This is a genomic window from Brevibacillus formosus (assembly GCF_003013405.1).
GTDB classification, from domain to species: domain Bacteria; phylum Bacillota; class Bacilli; order Brevibacillales; family Brevibacillaceae; genus Brevibacillus; species Brevibacillus formosus.
This window is the reverse complement of the sequence record NZ_PXZL01000025.1, coordinates 15,257-33,305: the sequence shown is the minus strand read 5'-3', so window position 1 is coordinate 33,305 and position 18,049 is coordinate 15,257. Positions and strand designations below refer to the sequence as shown.

Sequence of the window (18,049 nt, the reverse complement as noted above, 5' to 3'; positions counted from 1 at the left end):
CGGAGGGATACGACCATGTTGCGCAAGCATGTCTATTTAAACATACTTACAAACACTCGTCCCATAAAAAGGGAGAATGTCAAATAAGGTATGGGGAACATGCCGCAGCGCCACAAGGCCGGAAAATTCTCCGTACACAATACTGATTGCAGTTATTCATTCCGCAACTTGGACTACTGTCCATAAAAACGTTCCCCCCTTTCGAAAATAAAAACCCTCTAGCAGAAATCTAGAGGGTTAGAAAAGTGCACAAATAACACCACTTTTTCTCCCCCTACCAGAGCTTTGGCACTATACAACGTAAAGGAAACATTCCTTAGCCACCTTAAGAAAAGCCTTAGCTCGGCAGTTCCTGTTCTACCCATTGGCATCTTTCGATATTTCCGGGCAGTGGCCTATGTTTGTATAGGAGCCTCACCTAACGAGGATAAATGATTGACTTTGCCATCTTATTCCTGTCACCAGAATTTGTCAATCATGTTTTCTCGTCCTACATGCATGTTATTCATGTCCTTTCGTACGGTGTCGGCTTCTAACTATGACCCACTCACCCTATTTTGCTGCTATTCTTCTTCCGCGAATCATGACAAACCAAATCAACTCTTTTGACATACAGTAAGAGAGGGATATTCCCACAAAGGGAGGGGCCGACTTGAGCGGAGATTTTGTTTCGAACTTGCTCGATAAGCTAAGCCAAAAAACAGGGCGGCAATGGACGCTTAACGATATTATGAAGCTAGCGGAAAAAATGCCGAAGGGCGGAGCCAATGTAGATGCGCTGCTCGATGAGCTGGGAAATATGGGATTCGAAGTGCCAGAGGAAACAAAAGAGCGCGTCAGAGATCGTGTAAAAGACGGCCAATCCATCTCCATGGAAGAGCTAGGGAACTTAATGCCCAAAGAAGTAAAGGCGAAGAGCCGCAAGTCGAAGAAGCCGATCAAGCCAATCAGGGCGACTGCCAAAAGCAAAACAGTCTTACTGTCAGATCGCATCAAAAAGCTATCAGGCAAAGGCAAGAAAAAAAGATAACTTCATCAAAGCAAATGCAGGTGATGCAGTCGCAAGTGCCGAACAGGCATGGGCGGCTGCGTTTGTTTTCCTAATGAAGTTGTTGATAATAGCGTACAATTATTTTATAATAAGTAAGTATTGTTCGTGTTTTGGTCAATAGTTACTCATGTTTTCACTAAAATTCAGGAGGTTCTATCCGTGAGTGTGAAAAAAGCGTTGATCAGCGTTTCTGACAAGACAGGATTGATTCCGTTTGCCCGTCGATTGGCAGCCGCCGGGGTACAGATCATTTCTACCGGGGGTACGGCTTCTCTTTTAAAAGCAGAGGGAGTTCCCGTCATTGGCATTTCTGAAGTGACTGGATTTCCAGAAATATTGGACGGTCGCGTCAAAACGTTGCATCCCAATATCCACAGCGGCCTCTTGGCTGTAAGGGACAGTGAAGCACATGTGCAGCAACTAAAAGACCTTGGGATTGAGACCATTGATCTGGTTGTTGTGAACCTTTATCCTTTCAAGGAAACAATAGCGAAGCCAGACGTGACATATGAAGATGCCATTGAGAATATTGATATTGGTGGACCAACGATGCTGCGTTCTGCTGCGAAAAATCACGCATTCGTCAGTGTAGTAGTCGATGCAGCCGATTATGAAAAAGTAGCAAAAGAAATTGAAGCAAATGGCGATACTACGCTAGAAACCCGCCGCAAGCTGGCTGCAAAAGTTTTCCGTCATACAGCTGCCTATGATGCCTTGATCTCTCGCTATTTGAGTGAGCAGGTAGGCGAACTGCTGCCTGAGAGCTACACGGTGACTTACGAGAAAGCACAGGATTTACGCTATGGAGAAAATCCACATCAACGTGCGGCATTTTACCGTGAGCCGTTGTCCGATCAGTTGAGCATCGGGAACGCGAGTCAACTGCAAGGAAAAGAGCTTTCTTATAACAATATCAATGACGCAGACGCAGCGTTGGCGATTGTACGCGAATTCGCTGAACCTGCTGTCGTTGCGATCAAGCACTCCAACCCTTGTGGAGTAGGGATCGGCACTGATATTCGCGCCGCTTACCAAAAAGCGTACGAAGCAGACCCTGTCTCTATTTTCGGTGGGATCGTAGCAGCAAACCGCCCGATTGACCGTGACACCGCACTTGCGATGAAAGAGATCTTCTTGGAAATTATTATCGCACCAGACTTCACCGACGAGGCGTTGGCTGTTCTGGCTGAGAAAAAGAACCTGCGTCTCTTGCGTATTCCTGCGCTGAATGAACCAGCCAAAAAAGTGGACAATCTGTTCCGCGTGGCTCCTGTTGCAGGCGGGGCACTCATTCAAGACTTCGACTACAAGCAGATCGAAGAAAGCGAGATTCAAGTGGTCACAGACCGCAAGCCTTCGGAAGAGGAACTGGCACAGCTGAAATTTGCGTGGAAGGTCGTCAAGCACGTCAAATCAAATGCGATTCTCTTGGCAAAAGACAATATGACCATCGGCGTGGGTGCAGGCCAGATGAACCGCGTTGGGGCAGCGAAAATCGCCATCGAACAAGCAGGTGCATTGGCAAGTGGCGCAGTTATGGCCTCGGATGCGTTTTTCCCGATGGGAGATACCGTGGAGGCGGCAGCCAAAGCAGGGATTACGGCTATCATCCAGCCAGGTGGCTCTATTCGCGACCAAGAATCGATTGATGCATGCAACCGAGCGGGCATTGCGATGATCTTTACCGGCACGCGTCATTTCAAGCACTAAAAGAGGCTATTCGGGAGTAACTTTCGCTTTTTTAAGACGTATGAAAGAGTGGATTACCTCTCACACAGGAGGAAATACAATGAAAATATTAGTGGTCGGTGGCGGCGGTCGAGAACACACGATTGCCTGGAAGCTGTTGCAGAGTTCTAAAGTGACAAAGGTATACTGTGCACCAGGAAATGGGGGCACCGCCCAAATCGCGCAAAACGTACCGATCGGCGTCCATGATTTTGCTGCACTGGTTCAATTCGTCAAGGATGAGGGAATTGATCTGACTGTCGTTGGCCCGGAAGATCCTTTGCTGGCGGGGATTGTGGACTTTTTCCAGGAGCGCAATCTGCCGATCTATGGCCCGAACCAAAAAGCGGCAATGATCGAGGGAAGCAAGTCTTTTGCGAAAAGTTTAATGAAACGCTACGATATTCCAACGTCGGCCTATGAATCGTTCCTGGATTACGAATCGGCGAGTGCGTACGTGAGAGAACAGGGGGCTCCTATCGTCGTCAAAGCGGATGGCTTGGCAGCGGGGAAAGGGGTCGTTGTCGCAGAGACGGTGGAAGAAGCAGAAGAGGCACTCCGTCAGATCATGCAGGAAAGCGTCTTTGGTGAAGCGGGCGCGCGCGTGGTCATTGAGGAGTGCATGTTCGGCGAAGAGCTGTCGCTGCTGTCTTTCGTCGATGGAGAGACAGTTAAGCCGATGATTACTTCTCAGGATCATAAGCGAATCTTCAATGATGACCGCGGCCCGAATACAGGCGGCATGGGAACATACGCCCCGGTACCGCAAATGTCTGCTGAACTGGTGGACGAGATCGTCAAAACGATTGTCCAGCCGATGGCGTCAGGGATGGCCAAGGATGGCATTCCGTTCAAAGGCATTCTCTACACAGGTCTGATGATTACAGAGCAAGGTCCAAAAGTCGTGGAGTTCAATGCGCGTTTTGGCGATCCAGAGACACAGGTGCTCTTGCCATTGCTCGAAACAGATTTGCTCGATATTTTTGTCGGAACAATCAATGGCGAGCTCGATGCAGTCGATGTGACATGGCAAAAAGGAAGTGCTGTCTGTGTCGTCATGGCAGCGCCGGGTTATCCGGGAGAATATCCAAAGGGCGCGTTGATTCATGGACTGGGTCAGGCAAACGAGGGAGCTACGGTGTTTCACGCAGGTACGAAGGAAACCGAGGAAGGAATCGTTACGAGCGGTGGCCGTGTGCTTGGCGTCGTGGCAACAGGAGCGGATTTGGCGCAAGCACGTGAGACAGCGTACGCGAAGGTGCAAGGGATCTCGTTTGATGGAGCGCAGTATCGCACGGATATTGCGGCACGAGCGATGAAGTATCAGCAGAAGTCGTAAAGGCAAAAGAAACTGTTCCGCTGGTGGAAATATCCGCCAATGGAACAGTTTTTTTTGAGACAGATAAAATGAAGTTACCACACTACATTTACACAGGAGAACTAATCATAGATTATGGAAATAATTATCTGATATGTAAAATGTTAATCATTTGTAACTATTTTAAATTTCTGACGAGTTAATATTTCAATAGTGCAGATGAAAGCAGGTGGTAGTGAACAGGATCTGTGTTTTGGGAAGGATCATATGACGAAGGCAGTGGTTAAGGATTTCATGCTCAATGATTGGAGGGAAAAAATGCTTAAAAAGCTATCTGTATTTCTATTAACAATAGCATTAGCATCAACGACAGCAATGTCAGTTGAAGGTAAAGATGGTAATCAAAAAAACGACAGATCAATTGAAGTAGAACCGGGAGTTTATCAGGTCGAATTGACAGACAAAGAAATCGCTAATTATTACGATAAAATTGGGGAAGGAATGCCAGAAGATCAGTCTCACGCAGGAAATATTGTTAAGGATCTCACTGAAATAAAGAAAGAGGAATATGAAGACGCAAAAGGGAACTACCATATAGTTACATACTACAGTGTAAACTTTAAGAATTCAAAAGAAGCTAAGGAAGTTCAAAGTCTAATTGATGAAACCAAAGCTCTTAGTCAATCTCAAGAAGGAATGATAGAACCACTTGGAGTAACTCCTACTGAAGGAGATGTTCGAATTGATGTGACATTCGAAAAGTTACTGACCGGTTCTAAGTTCGACTCAAGTACCAAAAACGTGTGGACTGCATTTAGTGCAGAATACTATCGTAAAGCATTTGATATAACCTCTGGGTACGCAGTTTCTAATCCAATTGCAGGTTACTTTACGGGGTTAGTGCTTACTGACCTGCAAAATTCTTTGCAAGGAAAAGGTGATGCTGTTTCGGCTTATCGAATCGTTCATAAATTGGGTCAAGTGTATCATAAGAATAAGTGGCAAACCTATTATGATACTTACCAAAGAGAGTGGTATTGGAAACATGATCAATTAAGTTACAATGCGAATAACACAGTAAAAAATGCTAGTACAGCTTGGTATTACCCAGACGATCAAGGGTACTTGCCGTTCTCTTGGGCAACAACATCTGATTTTAATAACAACACAAGAATTCAAGACGTTGCTTTGTATCAGTACTCTCTAAATCCAAATGGTACTACTCCTGCACGAGACTTTTATAGAACCGAGAATTATCGATCTGATTGGAAAGCAAAAGGAAGGATGAACTATTAGGTCTATAGAGAGCTCTAAATTTTTAGGGCTCTCTTTCTATTAAAAGATTGTGAGGTGCAACTTATGGGCAAGCGCACAGCGTATACAATAAGTATTGCAATTTTACTTGCTTTTCTTGTGATTTTTTTCTTTTATCAGTCTCCAATCCAGGTTGTAGAAACTACAATCGAAAGCGTTCAAATTGGTTCTAAACAAAATGTGAATATTAAACCTGAAGATATTGCGAAGATCGACTCATTTTTCTCATTTGTTAAGGACAATCAACTTGGGACACCTGAGGTAAAATATAGAGAAATAGTGACTTCAAATAACCAGAGTCAGGTAATTGCCGACTTTCAAGTAGTAAGTTATAAAGGAGATAATTCTGTAAACAAAATATACGGTGGAAATATGGTTTTTACACTACAAAAAAATTCAATCCTCAATTGGGGAATCGAACGTATAGAAATCGGTCAGAGTATGCAAGAAGTAAAACCATAGTTGAAGGTCATGAGAGAGCCAATATACTCGTGAGCAACACGCCAAGTAAACCAATGAAGCATTCCGTCATACCGCGGGCGAGATGTTCTACAGACCGACATTCTCACTCGCCAGCCCCGCTTTTTTCGCTTTGGCCGCAGCCACCTGCGAAAGGAGATAAACAATGAGAAACAGCAGCAAGCAAGCCGCCGACCAGCGGTACATGACAGAGTAGCTCGAATGTGTCGCGATGACGCCGAGGAGCATAGAGCCGACCGCGATTCCCAGATCGATGGAATTAAAGAACAGTCCATTCGCCATGCCGCGTTGCTCGGGTGTGACGACCTTCACCATCCACGCCTGGATAGATGGCTGAATCATGCCATAGCCAAGCCCGTAGAAGGCAGCGGAGACGAGAAGCAAGGACTCTGTCGTTGTCAGGGACAGGAGCAAGAGGCTGACCCCGACGAAAATCGCACCCGGAGGCAGGACAGCAATGTGTCCTTTGCGATCATACAGCTTGCCGGAAAACGGACGAATCAACACCATCGCCAGTGCGTTCGTAAGGAAAAACCAGCCGACATTCTCAATGTGGGCTTCTTTTCCGTACAAGGCCAAAAAGCTGAGAATGCCGCCATACGTAATGGACAAACAAAAATTCAGTCCAGCTGGAAGCAGCAGCTTTTTATCATAAAATCGGCGAATGCCTGTGACAGCTTGTGCGTTCCTGGACGACACAGGAAGCTGATTGTAGGCACGGATAAAATGCATCAACGGAAAAATAATAGCAACTAACAATACGAGAACCATGAGCATCGATCCGAACCCAAACCCATTTAACACTCCAAGTCCAATTAACGGGCCGAGTGCCATAGCCAAGCTGGTCGATAAGCCGAAATACCCCATGCCTTCACCGATTCGTCTAGCAGGAATCACATTGGAGACAATCGTCGGAAAGGTCGTGCTGCCCATCCCAAAGCCAATGCCGACCAAGATTCGCAGCAGAAGAAAGAAAACAATGCTTCCCGCCCAGTAATAGCCTGCGCTAAAAATCGCGACGAATCCCAGTGCTACAATCGCCAAGAGCTTACTGCTTTTCGTTTTCAATGCTTCCCCGGTAAACACCCTTGCGATCACTGCTGCAAGTGAAAACAAGCTAATAACCAGGCTGACAACAAAATCATTGGCCTGATACGCTTCCTTCACATAGGCAGGAAAGGTAGGGGTCTGCATTTGAACGGTAAGAAACAACAACAAATTGCATACAGTTAACAGGACAAAATCTCTCGTCCACAGTCTCTCTCTACTCTCTCCCAATGCTGTCACTCCTAGTCTGTCGTTTTTCTATTGATGTTCTCGTTAATCTCCAGCAAGATTTCTCGCAAGAAAGCCAGCTTTTCAGGAGAAATCCCCTCCAAAATGTCTGCAACGGCCTGAGCCTCTACAGGAATAGCCTGCTCAATCCATTCCCGTCCTTTCGGGGAAAGGGTAATGATGTAGGCGCGGCGGTCCTGTTCGCTCAACGTCTTTTCGATAAAGCCTTTTTTGGCGAGTGTGTCTAAAATGCGTGTCATCGAAGGCTGATCCTTGGCAGAGCGCTGGGCCAGCTCTTTTTGATTGATGCCCTCTTCCTCTCGTAGCCGATAAAGGACGGCGAACTGCTCCGTGGTCAAATCAAACTCCTTTAAAAAATGGGAAACATAATGAATCATTCTCCGGTATGTATTTCCGATGAGAAATCCAACCGGTTCTTTTTGCCAATGATCGATCAGGGGAATGACCCTCTTTCGTTCAAAAATACTTGCAATGACAATTATATGTATAGCAATTATTTTTGTAAATGGAAAAAACCGCCCAATTACAGGCGGTTGGTTGCTGTTCCTTTACTGACGATATCTCCCTCTTTTTCGCGAGGTGCGAAAGAAGTAATAACCCATTACGCCGATGACGCCAATGATTGTGGCAATAACAAAGAAGTTATGGGACATCCATTCATACATCTGGGGGCCGACAAGCATATGCGGTGCCTCCTCTCCTTATGTGTACGTGGGGTATGGATTGCTGCTGTTGTTATTTTCTTGGGAGCGAAAAGAAATGATCTCCCTTGCGGCCTTTTCGAGAAGCTGATCCTCGGGGGTGAGCTTCGCATTTTGCTGATTGTTGATTGGTTGGTTCACCTGGCTCGCTGATAATTGTGGGCTTGCAGAATACTGTATGTTTGCCTTATTCGTTGTTGCTGGCGTGTTGCTCTCATCATCTTGGCTGTTATTCGAGTCTTTGATGGGCGCAATATTCATAGAGCGAGTAAACTGGTTGACCGCCATCTGCACGCCTTTTTTCTTGAGCTGATCCATCATGCCTTGCATGCCATTCCCTTTTGTCGTATTGATGCCCATCGCTGCGTACATCGGACAAAAGCGAGTAGCTCCTTCTGCTACTTTCATTGCTGAAAAAGCCATGAGCAGCCATGGAGTGTTGTATGGGCGACGACTCATTCTTCCGATGCCGTACGCCAAGCCCAACAGACCACCAGTCATACGAATCAAGGCATCAGTTCTACCTACGTTTTTATGCATGAGAGTTGTCCTCCTGTCGCAATTACGTCTATTCCCTAGTGTGTAATAATGGGCGACAAGACACCCGTGGGAATTGTTACTACCATTACCAAGCTTGCAGGGGAATGAATGATGGGCAGCGAAGCTGTAGAGAGTGATGAACGGTCGTTCATTTTGAAAAAACATCGGGAGACCAGCAAGGAGAGAAGAAATGATGCGCGTACGAGCCATATCAGATCGTGATTACTTGAACATGATTCGCGTGAGCAGACGTCAGGCACCGGCAAGCCTTTGGATAAAAGGTGCAAGCGTTCTGAATGTGTACACAAAAGAATGGCAAGAGCATCACGTCGTAGTGGCAGGAGAACGTATTGCTTATGTAGGAGAAAAAGAGCCGCTGGTCGATGACCAGACCGTGATTATGGAGGCGGCTGGGCAATATCTGGTGCCGGGTTACATCGAGCCTCACGCGCATCCATTTCAATGGTATAACCCTTACACGTTGGCTGACTTTGCTTTGCAAACGGGAACGACTGGGATGGTGTCGGACACATTAATGCTCATGCATCTGCCCTTTTCGCAAACGGCAGCAATCATGGATTCTTTGGCAGCACATCCTGTGAAGCAATTTTTCTGGGGCAGACTCGATCCGCAGACAGGGAAAGCTCATCCGTCGTTCACCAAGGAAAATTTGGCGCGAATGCTGGAGCATCCACGTGTGCTCCAGGGCGGGGAGTTGACGAATTGGGGCGGTGTTTTACAAGAGGATGAGACGCTGCTTTTTGGTTTGAAGCATTCGCGGGACTTGGGCAAAAGGATGGAGGGGCATCATCCGGGGGCGTCTTACGAGACATTGAACATTGCCGCAGCAGCCGGCGTAACAGCTTGTCATGAGGCCATTCATGCAGCCGATTTGCTGTCGCGTATCCGTTTGGGCATGTATGCGACACTGCGCCATTCCTCTATTCGCCCTGATCTGCCGGAACTGGTGAAGGGCTGGCTGGAGTTGGGGGTGCCGTGGTCTTCACGGATGATGCTGACATCGGATGGAAGCACGCCGCCGATGCATCGAGACGGGTTCATGGACAGTACGATCCGTGTTGCCATTGAAGCGGGGATGGCGCCAGAGGAAGCGTATGTCATGGCGACACTGAACCCGGCTGTCTATTATGGGCTGGACGCGGAGATCGGAGGAATTGCGCCGGGTCGAATCGCCGATATGCTGTTGTTGCCGGCAAAGGATCGACCAACTCCATCCATCGTGATTGCGAATGGACAACGGGTGGCAGAAAAAGGAACCCTGCTCGTCCCAACCGTTCAGCCACAATGGGAGGAAGCTTCGTTACGTTTGATAGATCCATTGAAAAAGCAAGCACAGCCCGATTGGTTCCGCTTGCGCCCAGATAAGGACGGCAAGGCCCCTGTGCTACAGATGCTGAATGCCGTGATCACGCGGCTGTCGCTAGAGGACATGCCCGTTGATCAGGAAGGATACGTATCCTTGCAGCATGATCCACAGTTGGCATTGATCGCCATTATTGATGCGACTGGAGGCAACCGAACAATGGCAGTGCTTCGCGGCTTCGGTAAGCATCTCGAAGGGCTGGCCAGCACCTATTCAGCTTCTGGCGATTGGATCGTAATCGGACGCGATCCCCAAGCGATGGCGCAAGCACTGGAGCGTATTCGGGAAATAAAAGGCGGGGTCGTCTTGATCGATGAAGGAAAAATCATCTGCGAATGCCCATTGCCTCTTGCTGGAAAATTCGCGTCCGCACCGATGGAGGAAGTAATCAGCATGGGTGAAAATTTGGTAAATCAGCTCCGTTCCAAAGGACATGTCCATCTCGATCCGATTTATTCGCTTTTGTTTTTTACAGCTACCCACTTGCCGTATGCACGTCTAACGGCAACAGGCATTGTCGACGTGAAGAGTGGACAGATCGTCGTTCCGGCACTTCCTCTACCTTGAGGGAGTGTTTTATTTTGTTTGTAAATCAATGATATATGTTTTTAAAATATATTTTACTTCTTGTAAATTATCAGATTTATTTTAAAATAAAAACAACCAAGCCTTATCTATCTTTATCCCCGAAGAGTCATCGTTTTGGAAAGTCGCAACCTGGCTAGCAAGGTAGATGGACTGGGAAACAAGAACAAAGAATGATAAAAGGGGGATTCATTCTAAATGAAAAAGCACTCTTATGTCGGGGTTTTATCTGCGGTATTGGCTGCGAGTATGGCATTAACAGGTTGCGCAGGAAACAGTAATTCAAGCGGCGGAAGTAACGCAAGCGGGGGGCAAAGTCAGCCAGCTCCAGGCAACAGTGGTGGAGGAACGACCGAGGGTGGCCTCATCAAAATTGCCACACAATCCCCTCTGTCCGGGAGCAATTCTGCTATCGGAGATGCGATTAAGACAGGCGCTGGTTACGCTCTCGAACAGCGCAAGGAAGAATTTAAAGCACTTGGCTTTGATCTCCAGCTATTCCCTCAGGACGATCAAGGCGACCCGAAAATTGGGGTATCCAATGCGGAGATGCTTATCTCTGATCCCGATGTGTACGGTGTAGTTGGGCATTATAACACAGGGGTTGCAATTCCATCGTCTGTAAAGTACGAGGAAGGCAAGCTGGTCATGGTATCCCCGGCAAATACAGGGGTGAAGCTCACGGAGGAAGGCAAGAAAACCGTCCATCGAATCTGTGCACGCGATGACGCACAAGGACCAAAGGCTGCTCTTTATGCAAAAAATACACTTGGTGTAAAAACGGCCTATATTATCCATGATAAGACAGCATACGGCCAAGGTCTGAGCGATCAAGTGAAGATGCAATTCGAAAAGGACGGGGTCCAAATCCTGGGCTTCGAGGGCATTACTCAAGGCGAAAAGGACTACAGCGCGGTGCTTAACCAGGTAACGGTGAAAAACCCGGACATCATCTTTTTCGGCGGTCTTTATCCAGAAGGTGGAATTTTGATCAAGCAAGCTCGTGAAAAGGGATTTAAGGGTTATTTTATGGGTGGCGACGGCTTGGATTCTTCTGATATGATAAAAATAGCCGGTGATGCTGTCGAAGGGGTAGTCTTTACGTCAGTAGCAGGGGACGTAACGCAAACCGAAGAGGGCAAGAAATGGGCTGAAGAGTACAAGAAAGCCACAAACAAGCCTCTGGAAACCTATTCCGTCTATGGTTTCGACTCCATGAACGTCATCCTCAATGGTGTCTTGGAAGCTGCCAAAGCGAACGGAGGCAAAAAACCAACCCGCGAGCAAGTCCTCGATGCAGTCCACAAAACCAAAGATTTTCAGGGTCAATTCACCAAGGTTACCTTTGATGAAAAAGGTGACAACACAAATGCAGATGTATTCATTTACAAGTTTGACAAGGACAAATCCATTTTCGTAGGCAAGGCCGAGTAATCACACCACACAACGCGCACACACTCCCATGCCTCATACCAGGATAGGGGGCTGCACGCCGGTGTTGGCCCCTTTTCCACGAGAAAACAAGTCCAGTCAACGAATCGAATGCAGAAAATTTGTACAAGTCTACAAGGGAAATGAGGGATGGGAAAGCATGATCAATATTTTGCCTCAGGTGTTGGTTGACGGATTGACACTTGGATTTATGTACGCAGTCGTGGCTTTAGGCTACACAATGGTTTACGGGATTTTGGAAATTATCAACTTTGCCCATGGAGACATTTTCATGGTCGGAGCCTTTATTGGTACAGAGGTATTATTGATCTCTGATGCACTAGGGGCACTTGAAGGTATGAATCCATTTGTCGCACTTTTCATAACACTCATAATTGCCATGGTATTAACTGGAGCCTTGGGGGTAGGGATTGAGAGGATTGCCTATCGACCATTGCGTGGAGCACCTCGTCTTGTGCCGTTGATTTCGGCGATTGGCGTATCGTTTTTGCTGCAAGACCTCGTACGTTTTACGGAAGCACTGGCTCGTAATGAGTTTTATCTGAATAGTCCTGCTCTTTTTACAGGCTCGATTCCATTAGGAAGTATTGCTACGATTCCAACAAAAGGATTGATCGTGATTGTAATTGCGATCGTCATGATGATTGGGTTGACGTTGTTTGTGAATAAAACAAAGTGGGGAATCGCCATGCGCGCCGTTGCACAAGATCAGAGTACGGCTTCGCTGATGACCATAAATGTAAACAAAGTAATCATGCTTACGTTTTTGATTGGCTCCAGCCTGGGTGGCGCGACAGGCGTTCTGTTTGCGCAAAACTACGGGACGATCGATCCGTATATCGGTTTTATCCTCGGTCTAAAAGCATTTACAGCTGCCGTACTCGGCGGGATTGGGAACCTGCGTGGTGCGATGATCGGTGGCGTACTCCTCGGTCTTCTGGAATCCTTGTCCGGTGCCTTTATGGGGCCGTTGACCAACGGAGCCTTTGGTGCAGAGTACAAAGACGTGTTTGCGTTCAGTATTTTAATTCTCGTGCTTCTCTTCAAGCCGGAAGGACTGTTTGGCGAAGCTGTAAAAGAGAAAGTGTAGGTGAAATAAATGGCAAATCTCGCTTGGAAATCATTCAAAGGCATTCCGCTCGTATTCACGCTGATCTGGATTGTCGCTTTTTCTGCCGCATTGTACCTTATGGATAAATCGGTTATCGCGTTTCTCGGCATTCTTTCTTCCATTGTGCTTGTCTATTACACCAATACCTCCAAGTCGATCAAAATGGCGATTGGCGCTATCGTTCTCCTCCTGATCATTCCGTTGGTAGCCGGTGAAAACCGATACTACATGGAGGTAGCTTCACAGGTAGGCATCTACGTAGCGATGGCTTTGGGCCTGAATATCGTAGTAGGCTTTGCTGGTCTGCTTGACTTGGGTTACGTCGCGTTTTTTGCTGCTGGGGCTTATGCGTACGCGATTTTCTCGACCTCGCAAGCGAATGAGTTTATCGCAGGGAATCTGTTCCCACTCTCCGGTGAGTGGTTTTGGCCATTTCTCATAGTCGGCTTGATTGTGGCTGCTGTTTTCGGAATATTGCTAGGATTGCCGGTTCTCAGAGTAAAAGGGGATTACCTCGCGATCGTGACCTTGGGCTTCGGTGAAATCATTCGTATTGTCTTCAACAACTTGGACAAGCCCATCAACATCACCAACGGTCCGCAGGGAATTACGCCTATTCCGTCTCCTGAGCTATTTGGGATCAAGATGGGGACGCCGTTTTACTTTTACTTCATCGTGTTGTTTGTGATTGCCTTTATCGTTTTGGCGAATATACGCTTTGAGCATTCCCGTTTGGGACGTGCATGGATTGCCGTACGTGAGGATGAGCTGGCTGCCCAGTCTATGGGGATTTCCTTGTTGAATACCAAGCTGGCTGCATTCGCATTGGGTGCCTCCTTCGCTGGTGTCGTCGGTGTTATCTTTGCGGCGAAGCAGACGTTTATCGATCCGACTTCCTTTACGCTGATGGAATCGATCGGGATATTGGTCATGGTTATTCTGGGTGGTAGTGGCAGCATTCCAGGCGTCGTGCTTGGAGCCGCTTTTGTCACAATCCTTCAGGTACAGCTCTTAAAAGAGTTCTCCAATTTCCTGCACAGTCTGCAAAATGCGGGGATCATCAGTTTGCCGAACCAGCTGGACCCATCCAAGTTCCAGCGACTCATTTTCGGAATTATGCTCATTCTCGTAGCCTTGTATCGCCCTAACGGATTGATTCCGGCCAAACGGAAGAAAAACGATCTCGATGCGATTAAAAAGAGTGAGTTTGGCAAAGAAAAGCTGGGGATTCTCGGCAGACTGTCCCAATTGACTTCTGGAAAACAGTCATAGCGGACGAGGAGGGAAATGAGCATGGCATTGTTAGAGGCAAAAAATTTAACGAAGCGCTTTGGTGGCCTGGTAGCCAATCAAGACGTCTCGATTGACATTGAAAAAGGAAGCATTACGGCGGTAATCGGACCAAACGGAGCCGGAAAAACGACTTTTTTCAATATGATTACCGGATTTTACGAGCCAGACGAGGGAGAAATTCTGCTGAATGGCAAAAGCATCAAGAAGCTTCGTCCTGATCAGATCGCGAGTCGCGGTATCACCCGCACCTTTCAAAACATTCGTCTGTTCAAGGAAATGACGGCATTGGAAAATGTCATGGTAGGTGTGCATAGTCGCTTGTCGGCCGGAATTCTCGGAATCCTGTTCAACTCCAAACGTGTACGCCAGGAGGAAGAGCGGACGCGCGTCGAGGCTTATCAGCTCATGGAGTATGTCGGAATCGCGCATATTGCCAATGAGGCAGCTGGGAGTCTGCCTTACGGGTTGCAACGACGATTGGAAATTGCACGGGCGATGGCGACCAATCCGCAAATTATTTTGCTCGATGAACCGGCGGCAGGGATGAACCCTCGCGAAACGGTTGAGATGACAGATTTTATTCGCCGGCTGAAAAAGGAGCTCGATTTGACGATTATCTTGATCGAGCATGATATGAAGCTGGTCATGGGACTCAGCGAATACATTCATGTGCTAGATTACGGGAGAAAAATTGCAGAAGGAACACCCGAACAAATCCGCAACAACCCTAACGTCATTGAGGCCTATCTCGGAAAAAGTGCGTCGGACGTGTCGTAGAAGGAGGAAAATCGATGGCATTGCTAGAGCTGACTAACGTTCATACGTATTACGGCGGCATCCACGCATTAAAAGGATTGAGCATAACGGTAAACGAGGGCGAAGTAGTGACGCTGATCGGTTCCAACGGGGCAGGTAAATCGACCACGTTGAAAACGATATGTGGGCAGACCCGCGCCAAAGAAGGAAAAGTCATTTTTAATGGCAAAGACATTACGCAGATGCGCACACATGATATTGCCTTAGCAGGAATCGCTCACGTCCCGGAAGGCCGCCGTATTTTCCCAAAGCTGACCGTACGCGAAAATTTGGAGATGGGTGCCTTCAGTGTATCGGATAAAACGGTGATTGAAGAAGGAATCGAGCGTGCTTTTGCTTACTTTCCACGACTGAAGGAACGGATTAGTCAAAAAGGTGGCACGATGTCCGGTGGAGAGCAGCAAATGCTGGCGATTGCTCGCGGACTAATGATGAAGCCAAAAATTCTCATGCTCGATGAACCGTCGATGGGATTGGCGCCGATTTTGGTGGAGCAGATTTTTGACATTGTTACGGAGCTGAACAAGGAAGGCATGACGATTCTCTTGGTCGAGCAAAATGCGAATCAAGCGCTGTCTGTCGCGCATCGCGGTTATGTGATTCAGACAGGCGAAATTATTTTGCAAGACGACGCCCAGACATTATTGATGAATCCGCAGGTAAGAGAGGCGTATTTGGCGTAATATTAGCGTAATAGAAACGTGAGTACCGATGGGGATTTTGTCTCCGTCGGTTTTTCATTTGGTCAGCGAGGAGGATGTAGCTTGCTAGATATTAGTCCCCGCTTTGTAGAAGGGAGCGAGCCTCTCTATTTACAGCTTTATTGCTATTTTTGTACAGAAATCCAAGGGAGGCGCTTGATCTCCGGGACGCGTCTGCCTTCTGTTCGGGCATTGAGCGGATTTTTGCAGGTGAGTAAAACGACCGTCGAGAGCGCCTATCACCAGCTCATGGCAGAAGGCTACATTGAGAGTCGGGAGCGTAGCGGATTTTATGTGGTCGATGTGGATTGGGATGGGCCGGTGCCTGTATCTACAGAGAAAGGGCAGCAACCAGCTAAAACGGCTTACGTCCAAACACCTCCGCCTACCTACTCAGCAGTCCCGATCCAATATGATTTTCACCAAGCGCGCGTAGATGCCGAGCATTTTCCTTTTGACCGTTGGCGCAAGTACACCAACCAATGCATGCAGGAAGAAAATAAGCATGTGCTCTACTACGGCGACCGACAAGGCGAGCCGCAGCTGCGGGAGGAGCTTGCGCGCTATCTCGGACGAGCTCGGGGTGTACAAGCTACGCCGGAACAAATTGTGATCGGTGCGGGGACGCAGGTGATGATCAGCCTATTGGGGTTCTTGTTCGGGACACAGGGACAGGCTGTTGCGATGGAGGAGCCGGGCTATCACGGTGTTCGTGCCGTGTTTTCCCATTTGGGCTATGATGTGCGCCCGATCAAGCTGGCGGAAGATGGAATCGATTTGGAAGCGCTCAGTGAGAGTGGAGCCAAGCTGGTTTATATCACCCCGTCTCATCAGGACCCTTCCGGAATTGTCATGCCGTATGCCAAACGGCTAAAGCTGCTGCATTGGGCGAATCAGACGGGGAGCTACATCATGGAGGATGACTACGATGGTGAGTTTCGCTATCATGGCAAGCCGATTCCTTCCCTTCAAGGGCTGGATACACAGGGGCGTGTCATTTACTTGGGGACGTTTTCCAAGGCGTTGCTGCCGTCGATTCGGATGAGCTATATGGTATTGCCGCAAACGTTATTGGCGGTGTATCAGGAGAAATTGGCTGACTTTGACCAGTCGGCATCGCGTATTCATCAGGAGACGCTGGCCCTGTTCATGAAAAATGGCGATTGGGAGCGGCATATTCGCAAGATGCGGACGCTTTACCGCAAAAAGCATGGGGCGCTGCTTCAGTGCTTGCAGGAACACTTTGGAGCCTATATCCGGGTCAAGGGTCAGGATGCCGGGCTGTCCGTGACGGTAGAAGTGAAAAGTGAGAGCACTCCGCAACAGCTGACGCAAATTGCGGCTGCATCAGGCGTTCGTGTCTATCCAACCGCACATAAATGGATTCATCCGCAGGAAAATGGACTGCCGGCTTTTCAGTTTGGGTTCGGTGGGCAGACCATCGAGGAGATTGAGGCTGGCATTCGTCTGTTAAAACGTGTATGGGAGCCTTATTTGAGTAAGGATATAGGCGAGGCATAGCGGGGGAATGGGAAAATAAAAACCCAATCCAAGGGATCAGGTGAAGGAAAAGCAGCATCCCAAAAAGGGAGTGCTGCTAATAATTAAGGAATGTACTGTTCTGTAATTTTTGTGATGACTCCATTCTTTACTTCAACGTGGAACGGTATCTGATAAGGAATTCCCTTGGATAGCACAAACTTTTTAAAAGTATCGGTGTTTACTGATTCATTCCAATGGAAATTCTCACCTTTTGTAGAATTGGTTTGAAGAGTAAACGATGCTTTTGGAGAAATTTCAAACGTTCTAATTTTAGGACTGCTATTACGGATGTAATATGGCATTGGATAGTCTTCTTTTTCTAATGGATGATCTTGGCGATAAGCTTTTACTGCTGCCTCACCGAAAAACCATTGAATATAATCAAGCGAGACGATTAGTTTTCCATTTTTCACTTGTAACGTTTTCACATAGGCCATTGATTTTTCAAGGGTATTTCCGTGTTTATCCTTGCTACTTGTTGGGACGAATACTTGGGGAGGGACAGGTGCGGCCGTTCCTTGCGGTGCAACTGCATGAGCGTCAGTAACAAACAAAGCACAGAATAACAAAGAAGAAAGCAGCAAATATGTTTTTCTCATAGGGTGTCATTTCCTTTCTGATTACACGTAATACGATTCACCATTAGTAGGACGGAAAACGAACGAAACCGTTTCTCCTTAAGATGAAAAAATTGCAAAAACAGAAACCTCCTGTCAACAGAGCAGACTGATCAACAG

Annotated in this window: 17 protein-coding genes and 1 riboswitch; of the genes, 12 read left to right on the top strand and 5 right to left on the bottom strand. The window is 47.5% G+C overall.

The features are described 5' to 3' along the window. Positions 1-264 precede the first annotated feature (264 nt). Positions 265-433, bottom strand: a riboswitch (M-box (ykoK) riboswitch). A 219-nt stretch (positions 434-652) separates the two neighbouring features. The 5 genes from C7R91_RS20890 (at position 653) to C7R91_RS20870 (ending at position 5,873) form a co-directional block, all read left to right on the top strand. Continuing rightward, positions 653-1,030, top strand: coding sequence for a hypothetical protein (locus tag C7R91_RS20890; RefSeq protein ID WP_047072336.1), 378 nt, complete (start codon positions 653-655; stop codon positions 1,028-1,030). A gap of 180 nt (positions 1,031-1,210) precedes the next feature. Further along, positions 1,211-2,761, top strand: a complete 1,551-nt coding sequence (gene purH / locus C7R91_RS20885; protein ID WP_047072334.1) for a bifunctional phosphoribosylaminoimidazolecarboxamide formyltransferase/IMP cyclohydrolase — start codon at positions 1,211-1,213, stop codon at positions 2,759-2,761. 79 nt (positions 2,762-2,840) lie between these two features. Beyond that, entirely contained in the window at positions 2,841-4,118 is a 1,278-nt protein-coding gene (purD, locus tag C7R91_RS20880; protein WP_047072331.1) for a phosphoribosylamine--glycine ligase, read from the top strand. Positions 4,119-4,364: 246 nt separating this feature from the next. Beyond that, a complete protein-coding gene (locus C7R91_RS20875; protein ID WP_047072329.1) occupies positions 4,365-5,393 on the top strand; it encodes a hypothetical protein in 1,029 nt (342 codons plus the stop codon). A gap of 63 nt (positions 5,394-5,456) precedes the next feature. Further along, positions 5,457-5,873, top strand: coding sequence for a hypothetical protein (locus C7R91_RS20870; protein ID WP_047072327.1), 417 nt, complete (start codon positions 5,457-5,459; stop codon positions 5,871-5,873). A gap of 87 nt (positions 5,874-5,960) precedes the next feature. Here C7R91_RS20870 and C7R91_RS20865 read toward each other — a convergent pair whose 3' ends face one another. From C7R91_RS20865 to C7R91_RS20855, 4 genes are all read right to left on the bottom strand, one after another. Continuing rightward, positions 5,961-7,169: an MFS transporter gene (locus C7R91_RS20865; RefSeq protein ID WP_047072326.1), complete on the bottom strand. Its 1,209-nt coding sequence runs from the start codon at positions 7,167-7,169 to the stop codon at positions 5,961-5,963. 11 nt (positions 7,170-7,180) lie between these two features. Further along, a complete protein-coding gene (locus C7R91_RS20860; protein ID WP_047072325.1) occupies positions 7,181-7,564 on the bottom strand; it encodes a MarR family winged helix-turn-helix transcriptional regulator in 384 nt (127 codons plus the stop codon). 171 nt (positions 7,565-7,735) lie between these two features. Beyond that, on the bottom strand, positions 7,736-7,870 hold the full coding sequence (locus C7R91_RS29775) for an EYxxD motif small membrane protein (RefSeq protein WP_255322517.1): 135 nt from the start codon (positions 7,868-7,870) through the stop codon (positions 7,736-7,738). 18 nt (positions 7,871-7,888) lie between these two features. Further along, complete coding sequence (locus C7R91_RS20855; RefSeq protein ID WP_047072323.1) at positions 7,889-8,428, bottom strand: YgaP family membrane protein; 540 nt, start codon at positions 8,426-8,428, stop codon at positions 7,889-7,891. A gap of 193 nt (positions 8,429-8,621) precedes the next feature. Here C7R91_RS20855 and C7R91_RS20850 point away from each other — a divergent pair, with 193 nt between their 5' ends. From C7R91_RS20850 to pdxR, 7 genes are all read left to right on the top strand, one after another. After that, positions 8,622-10,379: an adenine deaminase C-terminal domain-containing protein gene (locus C7R91_RS20850; RefSeq protein ID WP_047072472.1), complete on the top strand. Its 1,758-nt coding sequence runs from the start codon at positions 8,622-8,624 to the stop codon at positions 10,377-10,379. A gap of 216 nt (positions 10,380-10,595) precedes the next feature. Then, positions 10,596-11,831, top strand: a complete 1,236-nt coding sequence (locus C7R91_RS20845) for a branched-chain amino acid ABC transporter substrate-binding protein (RefSeq protein WP_047072321.1) — start codon at positions 10,596-10,598, stop codon at positions 11,829-11,831. A 61-nt stretch (positions 11,832-11,892) separates the two neighbouring features. Next, the gene (locus C7R91_RS20840; protein WP_083995144.1) at positions 11,893-12,939 is read left to right on the top strand and encodes a branched-chain amino acid ABC transporter permease; all 1,047 of its coding nucleotides are present in this window, start codon (positions 11,893-11,895) and stop codon (positions 12,937-12,939) included. A gap of 9 nt (positions 12,940-12,948) precedes the next feature. After that, a complete protein-coding gene (locus C7R91_RS20835; protein ID WP_047072319.1) occupies positions 12,949-14,232 on the top strand; it encodes a branched-chain amino acid ABC transporter permease in 1,284 nt (427 codons plus the stop codon). Positions 14,233-14,253: 21 nt separating this feature from the next. Next, positions 14,254-15,030 carry an ABC transporter ATP-binding protein gene (locus C7R91_RS20830; protein WP_007717354.1) on the top strand — a complete coding sequence of 259 codons (777 nt, stop codon included), beginning with the start codon at positions 14,254-14,256 and terminating at the stop codon, positions 15,028-15,030. A 14-nt stretch (positions 15,031-15,044) separates the two neighbouring features. After that, positions 15,045-15,752, top strand: a complete 708-nt coding sequence (locus C7R91_RS20825) for an ABC transporter ATP-binding protein (RefSeq protein ID WP_047072317.1) — start codon at positions 15,045-15,047, stop codon at positions 15,750-15,752. Between the two features lie 81 nt (positions 15,753-15,833). Next, entirely contained in the window at positions 15,834-17,291 is a 1,458-nt protein-coding gene (gene pdxR, locus C7R91_RS20820; RefSeq protein ID WP_047072315.1) for a MocR-like pyridoxine biosynthesis transcription factor PdxR, read from the top strand. Positions 17,292-17,374: 83 nt separating this feature from the next. Here the strand turns inward: pdxR and C7R91_RS20815 are convergent, their stop codons facing one another. Continuing rightward, positions 17,375-17,911 (bottom strand): hypothetical protein, encoded by a 537-nt coding sequence (locus C7R91_RS20815; protein WP_047072314.1) that lies wholly within the window; start codon positions 17,909-17,911, stop codon positions 17,375-17,377. Positions 17,912-18,049 lie beyond the last annotated feature (138 nt).

Bases quoted from the DNA above. Each gene is read 5' to 3' on its own strand.
- purD (WP_047072331.1), top strand. From the start codon at position 2,841: ATGAAAATATTAGTGGTCGGTGGCGGCGGTCGAGAACACACGATTGCC.
- C7R91_RS20875 (WP_047072329.1), top strand. From the start codon at position 4,365: ATGACGAAGGCAGTGGTTAAGGATTTCATGCTCAATGATTGGAGGGAA.
- C7R91_RS20870 (WP_047072327.1), top strand. From the start codon at position 5,457: ATGGGCAAGCGCACAGCGTATACAATAAGTATTGCAATTTTACTTGCT.
- C7R91_RS20860 (WP_047072325.1), bottom strand. From the start codon at position 7,564: ATGATTCATTATGTTTCCCATTTTTTAAAGGAGTTTGATTTGACCACG.
- C7R91_RS29775 (WP_255322517.1), bottom strand. From the start codon at position 7,870: ATGCTTGTCGGCCCCCAGATGTATGAATGGATGTCCCATAACTTCTTT.
- C7R91_RS20855 (WP_047072323.1), bottom strand. From the start codon at position 8,428: ATGCATAAAAACGTAGGTAGAACTGATGCCTTGATTCGTATGACTGGT.
- C7R91_RS20850 (WP_047072472.1), top strand. From the start codon at position 8,622: ATGCGCGTACGAGCCATATCAGATCGTGATTACTTGAACATGATTCGC.
- C7R91_RS20845 (WP_047072321.1), top strand. From the start codon at position 10,596: ATGAAAAAGCACTCTTATGTCGGGGTTTTATCTGCGGTATTGGCTGCG.
- C7R91_RS20835 (WP_047072319.1), top strand. From the start codon at position 12,949: ATGGCAAATCTCGCTTGGAAATCATTCAAAGGCATTCCGCTCGTATTC.
- C7R91_RS20830 (WP_007717354.1), top strand. From the start codon at position 14,254: ATGGCATTGTTAGAGGCAAAAAATTTAACGAAGCGCTTTGGTGGCCTG.
- C7R91_RS20825 (WP_047072317.1), top strand. From the start codon at position 15,045: ATGGCATTGCTAGAGCTGACTAACGTTCATACGTATTACGGCGGCATC.
- C7R91_RS20815 (WP_047072314.1), bottom strand. From the start codon at position 17,911: ATGAGAAAAACATATTTGCTGCTTTCTTCTTTGTTATTCTGTGCTTTG.